The 15,281-nt window shown below is 60.8% G+C and carries 17 protein-coding genes; 10 read left to right on the top strand and 7 right to left on the bottom strand.

Translation table 11 applies throughout. The features are described 5' to 3' along the window. Position 1: 1 nt before the first annotated feature. On the top strand, positions 2-1,084 hold the full coding sequence (locus LGT41_RS08710; protein ID WP_274126481.1) for a TFIIB-type zinc ribbon-containing protein: 1,083 nt from the start codon (positions 2-4) through the stop codon (positions 1,082-1,084). Between the two features lie 216 nt (positions 1,085-1,300). Here LGT41_RS08710 and LGT41_RS08705 read toward each other — a convergent pair whose 3' ends face one another. The 4 genes from LGT41_RS08705 to LGT41_RS08690 form a co-directional block, all read right to left on the bottom strand. Continuing rightward, a complete protein-coding gene (locus LGT41_RS08705; RefSeq protein WP_274126480.1) occupies positions 1,301-2,002 on the bottom strand; it encodes an SOS response-associated peptidase in 702 nt (233 codons plus the stop codon). Positions 2,003-2,011: 9 nt separating this feature from the next. After that, entirely contained in the window at positions 2,012-3,232 is a 1,221-nt protein-coding gene (locus LGT41_RS08700; RefSeq protein ID WP_274126479.1) for an MFS transporter, read from the bottom strand. A 78-nt stretch (positions 3,233-3,310) separates the two neighbouring features. Further along, positions 3,311-3,736 (bottom strand): DUF5983 family protein, encoded by a 426-nt coding sequence (locus tag LGT41_RS08695; RefSeq protein ID WP_274126478.1) that lies wholly within the window; start codon positions 3,734-3,736, stop codon positions 3,311-3,313. A gap of 145 nt (positions 3,737-3,881) precedes the next feature. Further along, positions 3,882-5,459: a bifunctional metallophosphatase/5'-nucleotidase gene (locus tag LGT41_RS08690; RefSeq protein WP_274126477.1), complete on the bottom strand. Its 1,578-nt coding sequence runs from the start codon at positions 5,457-5,459 to the stop codon at positions 3,882-3,884. Positions 5,460-5,663: 204 nt separating this feature from the next. On the opposite strand from LGT41_RS08690, the gene LGT41_RS08685 reads away from it, so the two are divergent. From LGT41_RS08685 to LGT41_RS08675, 3 genes are read left to right on the top strand one after another with little or no spacing between them, the layout of a single operon-like run. Beyond that, positions 5,664-6,581: a DMT family transporter gene (locus LGT41_RS08685; protein WP_274126476.1), complete on the top strand. Its 918-nt coding sequence runs from the start codon at positions 5,664-5,666 to the stop codon at positions 6,579-6,581. A gap of 37 nt (positions 6,582-6,618) precedes the next feature. Further along, on the top strand, positions 6,619-6,957 hold the full coding sequence (locus LGT41_RS08680; RefSeq protein WP_274126475.1) for a DUF952 domain-containing protein: 339 nt from the start codon (positions 6,619-6,621) through the stop codon (positions 6,955-6,957). Further along, a complete protein-coding gene (locus LGT41_RS08675) occupies positions 6,954-8,075 on the top strand; it encodes a quinone-dependent dihydroorotate dehydrogenase (protein ID WP_274126474.1) in 1,122 nt (373 codons plus the stop codon). The genes LGT41_RS08680 and LGT41_RS08675 overlap by 4 nt, the downstream gene beginning before the upstream one ends. Here the strand turns inward: LGT41_RS08675 and LGT41_RS08670 are convergent. The 3 genes from LGT41_RS08670 to LGT41_RS08660 are packed head-to-tail and all read right to left on the bottom strand — an operon-like array spanning position 8,000 to position 10,307. Beyond that, entirely contained in the window at positions 8,000-9,355 is a 1,356-nt protein-coding gene (locus LGT41_RS08670; protein WP_274126473.1) for an MATE family efflux transporter, read from the bottom strand. The genes LGT41_RS08675 and LGT41_RS08670 overlap by 76 nt on opposite strands. Continuing rightward, positions 9,352-9,867 carry a PaaI family thioesterase gene (locus tag LGT41_RS08665; RefSeq protein WP_274126472.1) on the bottom strand — a complete coding sequence of 172 codons (516 nt, stop codon included), beginning with the start codon at positions 9,865-9,867 and terminating at the stop codon, positions 9,352-9,354. Before LGT41_RS08665 ends, LGT41_RS08670 begins: the two co-directional genes overlap by 4 nt. Then, on the bottom strand, positions 9,867-10,307 hold the full coding sequence (locus LGT41_RS08660; RefSeq protein ID WP_274126471.1) for a PaaI family thioesterase: 441 nt from the start codon (positions 10,305-10,307) through the stop codon (positions 9,867-9,869). The genes LGT41_RS08665 and LGT41_RS08660 overlap by 1 nt, the downstream gene beginning before the upstream one ends. Before the next feature lie 197 nt (positions 10,308-10,504). Between LGT41_RS08660 and LGT41_RS08655 the strand changes: the two genes are divergently transcribed. The 6 genes from LGT41_RS08655 (at position 10,505) to LGT41_RS08630 (ending at position 15,271) form a co-directional block, all read left to right on the top strand. Next, entirely contained in the window at positions 10,505-10,852 is a 348-nt protein-coding gene (locus LGT41_RS08655) for a MerR family transcriptional regulator (protein ID WP_420720177.1), read from the top strand. 141 nt (positions 10,853-10,993) lie between these two features. Then, on the top strand, positions 10,994-11,389 hold the full coding sequence (locus LGT41_RS08650) for a MerR family transcriptional regulator (protein ID WP_274126469.1): 396 nt from the start codon (positions 10,994-10,996) through the stop codon (positions 11,387-11,389). Positions 11,390-11,399: 10 nt separating this feature from the next. Then, positions 11,400-13,178 carry an acyl-CoA dehydrogenase C-terminal domain-containing protein gene (locus tag LGT41_RS08645; protein ID WP_274126468.1) on the top strand — a complete coding sequence of 593 codons (1,779 nt, stop codon included), beginning with the start codon at positions 11,400-11,402 and terminating at the stop codon, positions 13,176-13,178. Continuing rightward, positions 13,178-13,414: a hypothetical protein gene (locus LGT41_RS08640; protein ID WP_274126467.1), complete on the top strand. Its 237-nt coding sequence runs from the start codon at positions 13,178-13,180 to the stop codon at positions 13,412-13,414. Before LGT41_RS08645 ends, LGT41_RS08640 begins: the two co-directional genes overlap by 1 nt. Then, entirely contained in the window at positions 13,407-14,048 is a 642-nt protein-coding gene (locus tag LGT41_RS08635) for a glutathione S-transferase family protein (RefSeq protein ID WP_274126466.1), read from the top strand. The genes LGT41_RS08640 and LGT41_RS08635 overlap by 8 nt, the downstream gene beginning before the upstream one ends. Positions 14,049-14,059: 11 nt before the next feature. Further along, positions 14,060-15,271, top strand: a complete 1,212-nt coding sequence (locus LGT41_RS08630) for an acetyl-CoA C-acetyltransferase (protein ID WP_274126465.1) — start codon at positions 14,060-14,062, stop codon at positions 15,269-15,271. The last annotated feature ends 10 nt before the right edge of the window (positions 15,272-15,281 follow it).

Raw genomic sequence — 15,281 nt, 5'->3', positions numbered from 1 at the left:
GATGAGCGAACAAGAGGCTGAACACCGCTTTCCTTGCGTGGAATGCGGATCGGATTTGCGGTTCAACCCCAGCCGTGGCGCGCTGACATGCGACTATTGCGGCGCAGAAGCCCCGCTTGAGCCGCTGCTCAGCCTTGAAGACTCGCGCGAGGAGCTGAGCTATTCGGCAGCCATTTCAGCCGAAATTCCGGAATCCGAAATTGAAGTGACCCGCATTGTAAAATGCGAAAGTTGCGGCGCGCAGGTCGAGCTTGGCGGCCAGGACCATGCCGCCGAATGCCCGTTCTGTGCCAGCCCCATTGTGGTTGGCACCGGCACCAACCGCCATTTGAAGCCCCGCGCCGTGCTGCCCTTTCACGTGGCCGAAGATACCGCGCGCGACAGTGTGGGCGCATGGCTTGGCCGGCTTTGGTTTGCGCCAAACGGGCTTAAGACCTATGCCCGCAAGGGGCGCCGCCTGCAGGGTATCTATGTGCCCTATTGGACCTATGATTCAGAAACCGACAGCCGCTATACCGGCGAGCGTGGCGACCATTATTATGTAACCGTAACCGTAAACGGCAAAACCCAGCGCCAGCGCCGCACCCGCTGGAGCCGCCGCAGCGGCGAGGTTTCGCGAAGATTTGACGATGTGCTTGTATTGGCCAGCCAAAGCCTGCCCAAACGCTATGCCGACAATCTGGCCCCCTGGAACCTGGGCGCGCTGGAGCCCTATGCCCCGGCCTATCTGGCAGGGTTTCGGGCCGAAGCCTATGCTGTGGATGTCGAGCAGGGTTTTGGCGAAGCGCAAGACATTATGGATGCCGTAATTCGCGGCGATGTGCGGCGCGATATTGGCGGCGATGTGCAGCGCATCCATTCGCTTGATACCACGCATCGCAACGTCACCTTCAAGCATATTCTGCTGCCGATATGGCTTGCAGCATACAAGTATCGTGGCAATACCTATCGGCTTGTCGTGAACGGGCTTACCGGCAAGGTGCAGGGCGAACGACCCTATTCGGCCTGGAAGATTGCCTTTGCGGTTGTTTTGGGGCTGATTGTGGCGGGCGGGCTGGCCTATGTCTACAGCCAGGGCCGCTAGCGATGCGGGCGCGGGGCGAAACCCTACTCAGGCACAAAACGCTGCCCCGCGCGCATCATATTCTCGAATACTCTTTAATAAATGGTGCGCACGAAGCCGGAACTCACTGACGGCGGCACTCGCTAAAATTAGCCCCGTGCGCTGGAATAAGGTTTAGGCAGCAACTGGGGCGGAAATGTGGCTCAAATTGGGACAAATAAAGGCATTTCGCCCTATTCACAAATATGCAGTCGCCCGTGGGTTGCCGTTTGCAATTAGAGGGCGAGTATAGTCACGATCATCGGTTTTTGCACCGTTGATGGCGCGATCGACACGATGATAGTCCAAAAGCTCTTCGGCGCCGGGCTGCATGAGACGGGCCGCGCCATGCCCAGCCTCGCCCAGCCAAAGCGCATAGTTTTCCGGCGAGATGACCAGCGGCATTCTTGCGTGCAGGTTACTCATGCGCGCATTGGCAGCGGTCGTCACGATCGCGCAGCCCTCGTAAAGCACGCCGTCCGGGCTGCGCCATGCCTGCCAGATACCGGCAAAGCCCATGACCTGCCCGCCTGCGGCGTGAATGAACCACGGGTCCTTGCCGCCATCATCCTCGGAACTTGTCCACTCGTAATATCCATCGGCGGGAATCAGGCAGCGGCGGTGGCGCACGGCATCGGCAAAGGCGGGTTTGGCGGCAATGGTTTCGGCGCGCGCATTCATGATCGGCGGGCCATCGTTCAGCGCCTTGTACCAATGCGGTGTAAAGGCCCAGCGTAGCAGCGACAGGCGGCGCTGGCCATTGGCGCTGCGCACGGCCACAAGCGGTTGCGTGGGGCGGATGTTGCGACGCGGCGGCTGTTCGGGCACATCATCGCCAACGGCGTTGAACCATTCGATCACCGCCTGTTTGGGTGTGGTCAGAACACTGCGATAGCACATGGCCGAAGTTTAGGCGCGCGCGCGCCGCGTGCCAAGGGCGACAATGGCCAGCAGCAGGCAACCCGCAAGGGCCATGCCAGACATGATGTAAAGCTGGCTTTCATAGCGCAGCCCGGAATCAAGCCCGATGCCGCTGAGCAAGGGGCCAAGCGCGGTGGCAAACACCATGATCGCTGTGGCCAGCGAGCGGATGGCGCCAAGATTGCGCGTGCCATAATATTCGGGCCAGAACACGCCTGAAACCGTGGTGCCCGCGCCCTGCATGATGCCCAGCAGCACAAGGCCGATGGCGGCGTGCTGCAACCCGTCGCCCTGGACGACCACGACCATGCCAAGCGCCAGCGGCGCCAGATAGAACGGCATGATCCAGGAAATGCGCACACGATCGGCCAGCACGCCGAACACGAAAACCGAAACAAGCCCGGTCAGCGAATAGAGCGGAAAGAGTGCTGCAAAATCGGCCAGCGCCCAGCCCTTGATTTCCACCATATGCACCTGTTGAAACATGAAGACCGTGCCAACCATCGGCTGCACCAGAAAGGCCGGGAACCCCACCCAGAACACCCAGTTGCCAAGCATGGTGCGCCGGGTCCAATGCACATTGTTCATGCCGGTCTGGCGCTGCGGGTTTGCGCCATTCGCGGCGGCTGGCTGGCGTTCAACCCGCATCAGGCGGGCCAGCAGCAGCCCAAGCGCCAAAAGAACAGCCGCCGCCACCAGCCATGCCGAACGCCAGCCGAACGCGCCCATGACAAGCACAAAGACAAAGGGAAAGATGGATTCGCCAAGCGAGAACCCGACCGAGGCGATGGCCACCACCTTGCCGCGGCTGCTGACAAACCAGCGCCCGGCAAAGACCATTGCCAAAAGCCCCATCATGCCCTGCCCGCAAAAGCGCAGCCCGAAAATGACCACCGGCAGCGCCCAAACCGCAGGCAGCCCCGCCATTGCCCCGGCTGACAGCGCAAACAGCACGATGACCAGCAGCGTTATGCGCCGGGCCGGCAGCCGGTCGGCCATGCCGCCAACCAGCATCATCAACAGCGCCGAGGCAAGCGTGCCACCGGCGTAATATCCGCTCCAGGCGCTATGGCTCAGGGCATATTCGGTGCGAATTTCACCCGCGAAGAGCGAAATGAAAAACGTCTGCCCAAAGCCGGAACCAAAGGTCATGAGGCTGGGCACAAGCAGCCAGCGCGCATTCTGAGTGAGGAAGTGCAACCGCTGCATATCGGCCCCTAAAGGGCGGGCAGCACAGGCCTCCCGCACGGGGCATGTTTAGGAACGGGATTGCCCGAGGTCAACCAGCTAATAGTCCATTCCCGACCCGTCGCTTGCCAGATCGTTCAGCAACAGGCTGCGCAAGGTCAGCGGTTGTGCGGCGCGCATGTCTGGCGGCGGGTCCACATAAGGTTCCTGCCCTTCATCGCCATACCAGGCCAATGCCTCATGGCGCTCGGCGTCGCGGTCAAACAGGATATATTCACAGCCCAGGCGCAGCGCCAGTTCGTAGCATTCCACAATATCCGACGGATAGGGCTTGGTGGCGCAATGCCGCTCGGCTGCGCTGCGCACATCGATGAACCAGCCAAAACTGGACCCTTTCACCGTAAAGGGCAGGCTGCAGGGCTTGCCCAGGAAATAGTTGCGCGCATCGGCATCCATCCGGCGGCGGGTTTCCTCCGTGAGATGATAGATCGAAATATCGAACAGGGCTTTGATGAAGTCGGACATGGGCAACCGTGGGTTATGGCCCCGCCAGACTGCGCAATCGGGGTTAGCAAGCCATGAACAACGCGCCACGAAATCTGTCGCATTTTGTGTAAATAAAATGAAAACGGCGCCGAAATGGCGCCGCTTTCCGAAGTTTCAGACCCGCCTATTTCTGGGTGATACGCCCGTCGGTATAGGGGGTGTATTCCCCCGATGCGGCCAGAAAATCGGCCACGACATTTTCAAGGTTGGGGCCAAAATCATAGGGGTTCATCGAGTTTTGGGCGAAGGTTGAATACCCGTCGCCACCGCCGCGCACATAGTTGTTGGTGACAACGCCGTATACGGCTTCAGGGTCGATCGGCACCCAGCCATCGCCATCGGCAACCATGACATCGCTCACGCGTGAGCCTGGTTCCATCGACAGATCGAAGCTGAACTTCAACCCGGCAACCTGCGGGAAGCGGCCAGCGCCATCTTCCACCTGGCTGACGCCGTTTTCCAGCGCCTCGATGACATAGGCGCCGGTCAACTGCATTGTGGCCAGCGTGTTCTGGAAGGGCAGCACGGTCAGCACTTCGCCCATCGTAATTTCGCCCGCATCGATGCTGGCGCGCAGACCGCCACCATTGGCAATGGCAATGGTCACGCCCTGGCCTGCAACGCGGTCAAGCATGGCATCGGCCACAAGGTTGCCCATCTCGCATTCAACGGCGCGGCAACTGGTGCGATCACCATCAATCGCCGCGCTTGTTCTGGCCACAACCTGGTTGCGGATATCTTCGAGCGGTGCCGCAAGTTCGGCAATCCGTGCAAGCGCGGCGGCATCTTCTGGCACATTGCCATCCATCACCAGCGGCCCGCCAGAGGCTTCCGTGATCACGCCGTTATCATCAAAAGTAACATTCAACTCGCCCAGATATTTGCCATAGGCATAGGCCGAGACGATGGCTGTGCTGCCAACCATTGTGGGATAGGGGCCATCGGCATCTTCGTCATTGCTGTTAAGATAGGTATTGGTATGGCCGCTCACGATAACGTCAACCGAAGGGTTTGCCGCTGCCACGGCCATATCGACCGCATAGCCCGAATGGCTAAGCACGATGATCTTGTTCACACCCATCTCTTCAAGCATGGCCACTTCGCTGGCCACCGCATCGGCCGGTTCGGTGAAGATGACATTCGGGCCGGGGCTTGCCAGTTCATCCGTGTCACGCGGGGTCAGCCCGATCAGGCCGATCTGCTCGCCACCACGTTCGATTATGGTCGATTTCGCAAGCTTGCCCGCCAGCAGCGGTTCGCCCGAATAATCGGCATTGGACATCAGCACCGGAAATTCCAGCGAATCCATGAAGCCGCGCAGCACTTCGGGGCCATCGTCAAACTCGTGGTTGCCAGCTGTCATGGCGTCATAGCCCAGCATATTCATGAATTCGGCCGCCATCGCTCCCTTGTAATAGGTGTAAAACAGCGTGCCCTGAAACTGGTCGCCCCCGTCAACAAGAATGGTATTATTGCTGCGCGCACGCGCCTCCGCCACGGCCGTGGCCAGGCGCGCTGAGCCGCCAAAGCATTCTCCTGCCGCATTATCTTCAGCCGAGCAGGGGCCGTCATAGGCCGAAATAGGTTCGAACCGCGCGTGAAAGTCGTTGGTGTGTAAAATGGTCAGCGAATACTGGGCGGTCGCAGCAGTCGCGCCAAGTGCAGCAAATGATGCCCCCATCAATAGGTTACGAATTATCATGACATTATCCTCCGTTAATTTATTGGCTACGCAGCATTGCGCCGAGTCGGGTCCATCTGCTGCGATCACGGCGCAATCCTAACGGGGTTTAGCCACTTACTGCAAAGGATTCGTGACGACAGGGCATTCGCGCGCATTAATCGCTCGACAATTCCGGCGCGAGTCTCATAGTCGGGGCATGAATACCTTCCCCGGCACAGGCCCATGAATCCGCTGCGCGGTATATTTCTGAAAATCGCCTCGGTTGTGGTGTTTACCGCAATGGCCACCGCGATCAAGACCGTTGCCGGCGATGTGCCACCGGGGCAGACGGTGTTCTTCCGCTCGCTTTTTGCCATGCCCGTCATACTGGTCTGGCTTGCCTATAGCGGGCATCTGCGCGACGGGCTGGCCACCAAAAACCCGATGGGCCATGTCTGGCGCGGGCTGGTCGGCACAATTGCAATGGGCTGCGGGTTTACCGCGCTTGGCCTGCTGCCCTTGCCCGAGGTTACGGCCATAGGCTATGCCTCGCCGTTGCTGGTGGTTGTGTTCGCCGCAATGTTTCTGGGCGAGCAGGTGCGGGTGTTCCGCATTTCAGCCGTGGTTCTGGGAATGATCGGCGTGCTGATCATCGTTGGCCCGCGGCTCAGCGTTATCGGCACCGACCAGCTAGATGCGCTGCAAACGCTTGGCGTGGTCATCACGCTGGCCGGGGCGACCTTTGCCGCCTTGGCACAGATTTTCGTGCGCAAGCTCATCACCAGGGAAAGCACACCGGCGATTGTGTTTTACTTCTCGCTGACCGCAACGGTGCTGTCCCTGGTCACATTGCCTTTCGGCTGGGTCTTGCCCAATGCCAGCCAGGCCATGCTGCTGGTTCTGGCGGGGTTGGCCGGCGGGGTGGGGCAAATCCTGCTTACCAACTCCTACCGCCATGCCGATGCTTCGGTCATTGCACCGTTCGAATATTCCTCCATGCTGCTGGCCATTGTCATTGGCATGTTCCTGTTTGACGAGGTGCCAACGCCAACTGTGCTGGCGGGCGCGTCAATCGTGGTGCTTGCAGGGCTGCTGATCATCTGGCGCGAACGCCAGCTTGGCCTTGCCCGCAGCAAAGCCCGCCAATCGATGACACCTTAAGGCTTGACGGCAATGCAAACCCGCGCGACATAGCGCCATGCGCATTTACAAAATTCTTCACCCCGCTGAAATGCAGGCGCTGGATGCGAGCGGCGAAACCCGCGGCGCGCCGGTCGATCTGGCCGATGGCTTCATCCATTTTTCAACCGCCGCACAGTTGGGTGAAACTCTGGCGCGGCATTTTGCGGGGGCCTCGCCACTGGTGCTGCTCGCCTATGAGGCCGATGATCTGGGCGATGCCTTGAAATGGGAGCCCTCGCGCGGGGGCGATTTATTCCCGCATCTTTACGCGCCTTTGCGGCGCGATCAGGCGCTTTGGGCCAAGGCGATCATCCATGACGGGCAGGCACATGTGCTGCCAGACGGTGTGGCATGAAGCGGCTTTTGATGGCGCTGGGGATGCCGGTTTTACAACGGATGGAGCCTGAACTTGCGCATGGTTTCGCCATATCCGCGCTGCGGCGCGGGCTGGTGCCAACGCCCGGCGCCTTTTCCACCCCGCGGCTGGAAACCAGGCTTGCCGGGCTGAACCTGCCCAACCCCGTTGGCCTTGCGGCCGGGTTTGACAAGAACGCACGGGCCATTGCGCCGCTGCTGCAATCGGGCTTTGGCTTTATTGAACTTGGTGCCGCCACCCCGCGCGCGCAACCAGGCAACCCCAGGCCGCGCCTGTTTCGGCTGCGTGAAGATCAGGCAGTGATCAACCGGTTCGGTTTTAACAATGACGGGGCCGAGGCAATTGCGGCGCGGCTGCGGGCCCGCCCCAAAGCTGGCCCCGGCACTGGCCCCGGCACTGGCCCCGGCACTGGGATTGTCGGGCTGAACCTTGGGGCCAACAAGGACAGCGCCAACCGCGCGGCCGATTTCGCCCAGGTGCTGCGCATTTGCGGGCCGTATGTCGATTTTGCCACCGTCAATGTCTCCTCGCCCAATACCGAAAAACTGCGCGATTTGCAGGGCAAGGCGGCGCTTTCGGCGCTGCTGGCAGGCGTTATGGAGATGCGCGCCACCCTGCCCCGCCCTATCCCGGTCTTTCTCAAAATCGCCCCCGATCTGGATCTCGCCGCACTTGACGATATTGCCGAGATTGCGCGCGAAAGCGGGCTGGATGCGGTGATCGCCACCAACACGACACTGGCGCGCAACGGCTTGACCTCGCCCCAAAGCGCCGAGGCGGGCGGGCTTTCCGGCGCGCCCTTGTTCGTGCCCTCCACCCGCATATTGGCAGAGCTGTCGCAGCGGCTTGATGGGCGCATTCCGCTTGTGGGTGTGGGCGGCATTGCAACTGGCGCGCAGGCTTATGAAAAAATCCGCGCCGGGGCCAGCGCCGTGCAGCTTTATTCCGCGCTGGTCTATGGCGGAATCGGGCTGGTCAACACCATCGCCCGCGACCTTGATGCGCTTTTGCAGCGCGATGGCTATGCGTCGGTTGCCGATGCGGTGGGCAGCGGGCGCAGCGCCTGGCTTGCGGCGGCCAACTCTATCGCGGGGTAGTGCCACGCCAGCGTGATTGCGCGCGCGGCAAACAGCACGAGCATGGCCAGCCACAGCCCGTGATTGCCCCAGAGCGGCACAAGCACCACCAGCGCCACGGCGTAAATGAGCGTGGATTGCAGCATGGCAATGCGCATGGCGCGCGTGGCGGTTGCACCAATGAACACACCATCCAGAAACCAGCTTGCAAAGCCAACCAGCGGCGCAAGCACCATCCAGATGAGGTATTGCCGCGCGGCGTCACGCACGCCCTCATGGGTTGACATCACATCGATCAGCCAGGGGCCGAAAACCCAAAACCCGAACGACAGGAGCAAAGCGCCGATCAGCGACCAGATGGCACACAGCAGCACCGCGCGGCGCAGCGCGGCCAGCGCGCCCGCGCCCAGGGCCGCCCCCACCAGCGCCTCGACCGCGAAGGCAAAACCGTCCAGCGCATAGGCGGTGATGTTCATGAACTGCATCAGCACCTGATTTGCGGCAAGCGCCTCGTCCCCCAGCCCGGCGGCGGTGAACAAAAAGGCCTGGAATGCGGCCAGCAGCAGCACCGAGCGCACCATGATATCGCCATTCACCACCAGCATTCGTTTGATGCGCAGCCGGTCGAAAATACGCGCCCTGTCGCGCCAGGCACGGCCCGAAAAGGCATCGCGGCACAGATACAGTCCAAGCGAAAGCCCGGCCATTTCGGCCAGAACGGTGGCGAAGGCCACGCCCGGCACGCCCCAGTCCAGCCCCAGCACAAACCACAGATCGAGCCCGATATTGCTGAGATTCATGACAAGTTGCAGCACCAGCACGGCGCGCATCCGTTCCTGCCCGATCAGCCAGCCGGTAATGGCATAAATGCCAATGGCCGCAGGCGCCGACCAGATGCGCACAGCCAGATAGGTTTGCGCAAGGCTTTCTACCTCGGCGCTGGCCGGGGCAATTTTGAAGGCCAGCCAGAACAGCGGCAGTTGCAGCGCAACCAGCGCAAGCCCGGCAACGCCGCCCACGATCAGGCCACGCATGAGCAGCGCGCTTGCCTCAACCCGGTTGCCTGCCCCGACTGCTTGCGCCACCAGCCCGGTGGTGCCCATGCGCAAAAAGCCGAACACCCAGTAAAGCGAGCTGAGGATGATCGCACCAATGCCCACCGCGCCAATGGGGGCTGCTGCGCCAAGCTGGCCGATGACCCCGGTATCGACCGCACCCAGAATGGGCACGGTGGCATTGGACAGGATGATTGGAATCGCCGCCTTGAGAATGCGGCGATGGGTTATGCTTTCGGGCGTCACAACGGGCCGTCGGGCGATGGTGGCATCAGAAAATGGCCAACCGCCATTGCAAAGGGCCGGTCACGATTGTCTTGCCACGCCTCGACCTGCACCGAGGCATAGCGCCGCCCCTGCCGGTTGACGCGGGCGCGCGCATAGGCGTCGCGCGGGCGGCCGGAGCGCAGGTAATCCACCGTAAAATCAATGGTTTTCGGCATTTGCGGAAAGGTTTCAGCTGGAAGCGGCGCATCATGCGCGCCCTCTTCCATGACCGCCCAAAGCATGGACCAGCTCAGTTCGATCTGCGCTGCGATCTCCAGAAACGCACCCACGGCCCCGCCATGCAAGGCCGGCAGAAGCGGGTTGCCGATCAGCCGTTCGGCAAAGGGCAGCCGCGCGGTCAACTCATCGCCGCGCCGGTCAAACTGCACATCCAGATGCCGCGCATAGGGAATGCGCTGCACAAGCCGTTCGAGCGCCGTGTCGCGGCGCAGTTTGATCTGCTGGACGGGTTCGGCATGTGGGTGCTTCATCAATCCCGCCTCTCAATCGTAAAGGCACCGGCGGCAGTGGCGACCGGGCCATCGCCACCGTCGCTGGCAGTGGCGCGCACAAAGGCCACGCTGCGCGTGACACGGTAACATTCGGCCCGCGCGACGATGCGATTGCCGGGCCGTGCCGGGCGCATATAGTCGATGCGCAAATCCAGCGTTGCGGTGGAAAGCGGATGGCTGTCATGCGCCATAACGGCAGCCCCGGCGCTGGTATCCAGCAAAGCCGTAACAACGCCGCCATGCAATACACCCGATTCCGCATCGCCAACAAAACGTTCGTCATAGCCGATGCTCAACACCGCCTCGCCCGCGCCGATTGATTCAATCTGCATTCCAAGCTCGCGCGAATGCGGTATCGCCTCGATGAACTGGCGCGCAATACGTGCCTTTTTGTCTGCACCATCTGCCTGGCTGGCCATGTCTTCTCCTGCATGTTGGGCGCATATCACTAAGCATAACCGGAAATGTCAAAGCCTAATGCGGCCAGCCCACGGCACGGCTTGGCCTTGGGTTTTGGGGAATCTGCTTGCCTGAAACCCCGGAAAGGGCGTAAAATTACGTTACGTCAACTATTGGATGTGGAGCCGTGGAACCGCAACGATTGACGCTAAAGGAGATGTGCGCCCGATTTGAAGTAACCCCGCGCGCGCTGCGATATTACGAATATATCGAGCTTCTGTCTCCGGAACGTGTTGGGCGCGCGCGCTATTATGGCCCGCGCGAGCAGGCGCGGTTGACCCTGATTTTGCGCGCAAGGCGGCTGGAATTTCCGCTCGAAGACGTGCGCCAATGGCTTTCGCTTTACAATTCCACCGAAGGCAACACCGAGCAGCTTACCGACCTTATCGAACGCGCCAATGAACAGCGCGAGGTTTTGCAATCGCGCATCGCGCATTTACGCGCCGCAATCGAGGAATTGCAGCAGTTCGAAAGCTGGGCGAAAGACAAGCTTGCGAAAGGTTAGCGGCGCAATTCGCGCCAAAAGGCGGGGTTCCGGGTGGGTAACGTCGCGTAAAGCTAACGTTTACGTCAAGGTTAAAGCTTGATCGAATCGCCCCGCACCCCCATCCTGTTTACATTGACGTAAGCAGGAGGTTTTTTGAATATGCCTGATGAAGTTATGACGATCGGCCAGATGTGTGCCGAGTTTGGTGTCACCCCGCGCACCTTGCGCTTTTACCAATCCAAAGAGCTGATTTTTCCCATCCGCCAGGGCCAGCGCCGCCTGTTCACGCGCGCCTGCCGGGGCCGGATGAAGCTGATCATGCAAGGCAAACGCTTTGGTTTTTCGCTGGAAGACATTCGCCAGTTGCTGAACCTTTACAATGTCGATGACCAGCAAACCACGCAGCTGACCCGCACCTGCGAAAAAGCGCGCGAACGGTTGGCGGAAATGCAGGCCCAGCGCGACGAGCTTTCCGGCGCCATTGCCGAGCTTTCAGCGCAGCTTGCCCAGATCCAGAACATTTTGGCCCAGCGTTCGGCCGAAGCCGCAGAATAAGGACAGCCCGATGCCCATCTATAACGCCCCGCTCAACGATCTTGGCTTTGTGCTGCACGAGGTGCTGAAAGTGCAAGACAGCGCCCTGCCCGGCTATGAAGACCTGACCGCCGATTTTACCTCGGCCGTGCTGGAAGAAGCGGGCAAGCTGGCGCGCGATGTCTTTGCGCCGCTCAACGAGGTGGGCGACCGGCAGGGCTGTGTGCTAGAAAACGGTGTTGTGCGCACGCCCGAAGGCTTCAAGGCGGCGTTTGACACCTTGCGCGAAGGCGGCTGGACGGGGCTGGATTGTGACCCCGACTATGGCGGCCAGGGAATGCCGCATGTGCTGTCGACCGCCGTGGGTGAACTTTCGGTCGCCTCGAACATGGCGTTCAACATGTATGCCGGGCTGACGCATGGCGCCTATTCCGCCATCCACGCCCATGCTTCAGACGCGCTAAAGGCCAAATTCCTGCCCAAAATGGTTACATGCGAATGGACAGGCACCATGAACCTGACCGAGCCGCATTGCGGCACCGACCTTGGCCTGCTGCGCACCAGGGCGGAACCGCAAGACGATGGCAGCTACAAGATTACCGGCCAGAAGATTTTCATCTCGGCGGGCGATCATGACATGGCCGACAACGTCATCCACCTCGTGCTGGCCAAAATTCCGGGTGGGCCGGAGGGCGTGAAGGGCATCAGCCTGTTCATCGTGCCCAAAATCATGGTGGGCGATGATGGCGCGCTTGGCGCGGCCAACAACCTGTCTGTCGGCAAGCTCGAAGAGAAGATGGGCATCCACGGCAATGCCACCTGTGTCATGAATTACGACGGGGCCACCGGCTATTTGTGCGGCGATGCGCATAAAGGGCTGCGCGCCATGTTCACCATGATGAACGAGGCCCGGCTTGGCGTGGGCCTGCAGGGGCTTGGGCAGGCGGTTGTGGCCTATCAGAACGCCGCAGCCTATGCGCAAGATCGTTTGCAGGGCCGCGCAGTAACCGGCGCCGAAAACCCCGATGGCCCCGCCGACCCGCTGATCGTTCACCCCGATATCCGCCGCATGTTGCTTGACCAGAAAGCCTTTGTCGAAGGCGCGCGCGCCTTTGCGCTGTGGGGGGCAACCATGCTCGATGATTATAAATCGACCGGCAGCAAAGATGCCGATGGAATGCTTTCGCTGCTGATTCCGGTGATCAAGGGCTATCTGACCGACAAGGGTTTTGACAGTGCCGTGAAGGCCCAGCAGGTGTTTGGTGGCCACGGCTATATCGAAGAACAGGGCATGAGCCAGTTCGTGCGCGATGCCCGCATTGCGATGATCTATGAAGGTGCCAACGGCATTCAGGCGCTCGACCTTGTGGGCCGCAAGCTGGCCAGCGATGGCGGCAAGCACGCTATGGCCTTCTTTGAAATGGTGAAGGATTTCCTGAAGGACAACGCAGCCGATGCCGAGCTGAAAGAGCAGTTCCTTGACCCGCTGAAAGCCGGCAGCAAGGATTTGCAGGCCGCGATGATGTATTTCATGCAGGCCGGGATGAAAGACCCGAATGCCGCGCTGGCAGGCTCGAACGACTTCATGCACATGTTTGGCCATGTCGCCCTTGGGCTGATGTGGGCGCGCATGGCGATTGCCGCCAAGGCGGCACTGGACGCAGGCACGGGCGATGCCGCCTTTTACAAAGCGAAACTGGCCACCGGGCGCTATTTCATGGCGCGGATCATGCCAGAAACGCAGCTTAATCTGGCGCGCATCATGTCGGGGGCCGCACCGGTGATGGACCTGCCGGCCGAGGCATTCTGATGGCCAGGCCGCTCCCCCTGCCCGTGCGCCGCAGCATGAACCTGACGGAGGACGCCTATACGCGCCTTCGGGGGTTGAGCGCGCGTTACGGGCTGGGGAACAACTATCTGCTGGTGGTGCTGCTCGAACAGCTCGACCAGTTTGCCGACCCCGACAAGCTTGATGCCGCCTTTCGGGATTTCATTGCGATCTACGGCGCGCCGACATCCGGCGAAAAGGGGAAGACCGATGACTGATTACACGCTCTACTGCTTTGCCCAAAGCGGGCATTCCTACAAGGTTGCAAGCTATCTGAACCTTGCCGGCCTGCACTGGTCGCCGCGCTTTGTGGATTTCTTCGCGGGCGAGGCGCGCAGCCCGGAATATCGGCAAATCAACAGCATGGGCGAATGCCCTGTTCTGGTGCATGGCGATGTCAAGCTTAGCCAATCGGGCGTGATACTGGATTATCTGGTTAAGGAAACCGGGCAGTTCGCCCCGGCAAACGAGGCCGATGCGCGCGAAGTTCTGCGCTGGGTGCTGTGGGACAATCACAAAGGCTCCAGCCAGTTCGGCACCACGCGCTTTATGCTCAACTTCCTGCCCGAAAAGCACCGCAACGAGGCCGTGAACAGCTTTCTGCTTGGTCGCTGCAAGGCGGCGCTGACCATTCTGAACAATCATTTGAACGGGCGTGGCTGGATGGTTGGCAGCGCGCCGACTCTGGCCGATCTGTGCTGTTCTTCCTATCTGTTCTACCCGGAACCCTTTGGCTTTGAGCGCGCAAACCTGCCGCATATCGATGCCTGGCTTACCCGCCTTGAAGCCCTGCCAAACTGGCAACACCCATACGACCTTATGCCCGGCCACCCGTTGCCCGGCACCGCCTGAAGGAGACCCCGATGACCGAAGCCTATATTTACGATGCAATCCGCAGCCCGCGCGGCAAGGGCCGCCCCGATGGCAGCCTGCACGAAGTCACCTCGGTGGCGCTTTCGGCGCGCGTGCTGAACGCATTGAAAGACCGCAACGGCCTTGATGGCCATGCGGTGGAAGATGTGATCTGGGGCAATGTCACGCAAGTGGGCGAACAGGGCGGCTGCCTTGCGCGCTCCGCTGTGCTGCTGTCGGACCTCGATGAACGCATTCCTGGCCTTGCGATCAACCGTTTTTGTGCGAGCGGCATGGAGGCCGTGAACCTTGCCGCCAATCAGGTGAAGGGCGGGGCCGGCATGGGCTATATTGCTGGCGGGGTTGAAATGATGGGCCGTGTGGCAATGGGCAGCGACGGGGCTGCGATTGCCGTGGACCCAAGCCTTGCCATGAAAACCTATTTCGTGCCGCAGGGCATTTCGGCCGATATCATCGCCACCGAATACGGGTTTTCCCGCGATGATGCCGATGCTTTGGCCGTTGAAAGCCAGCGCCGCGCGGCGGCGGCCTGGGCCGATAACCGCTTTGCGAAATCGGTTGTAACGATCAGTGACCAGAACGGCCTGCCGATCATCGAGCGCGACGAATACATGCGCCCCGGCACCGATATGCAAAGCCTCGGCGCGCTGAAACCCAGCTTCAAGGATATGGGCGAGATGATGCCCGGCTTTGATAAAATCGCCCTGCTGAAATATCCACACTTGGAGCGGATCAACCATATCCACCATGCCGGCAACAGCTCGGGCATTGTGGATGGCTCGGCCGCTGTGTTGATCGGCAACAAGGAATTTGGTGCGAAATACGGGCTGAAAGCTCGCGCGCGCATCCGCGCCACCGCCAAAATCGGCACCGATCCGACGATCATGCTGACAGGCCCCGTGCCCGTGACCGAAAAAATTCTGGCCGATAGCGGGATGAGCATTTCGGATATTGACCTGTTCGAGGTGAACGAGGCCTTCGCCTCGGTCGTGCTGCGCTTCATGCAGCGCTTCAACGTCGATAGCGACAAGGTCAACGTCAATGGCGGCTCTATCGCTATGGGCCACCCGCTGGGGGCAACGGGCGCCATTCTGATCGGCACCCTGCTGGATGAGTTGGAGCGCAGCGGCAAAGGCACCGGCCTTGCCACGCTGTGCATCGCATCCGGCATGGGTGCGGCCACAATCATCGAACGCGTTTGAGCCGGGGGAG

It is taken from the genome of Abyssibius alkaniclasticus, assembly GCF_020447305.1.
GTDB classification, from domain to species: domain Bacteria; phylum Pseudomonadota; class Alphaproteobacteria; order Rhodobacterales; family Rhodobacteraceae; genus Abyssibius; species Abyssibius alkaniclasticus.
The sequence above is the reverse complement of the archived record's forward strand: the minus strand, read 5'-3'. Positions and strand labels throughout refer to the sequence as shown.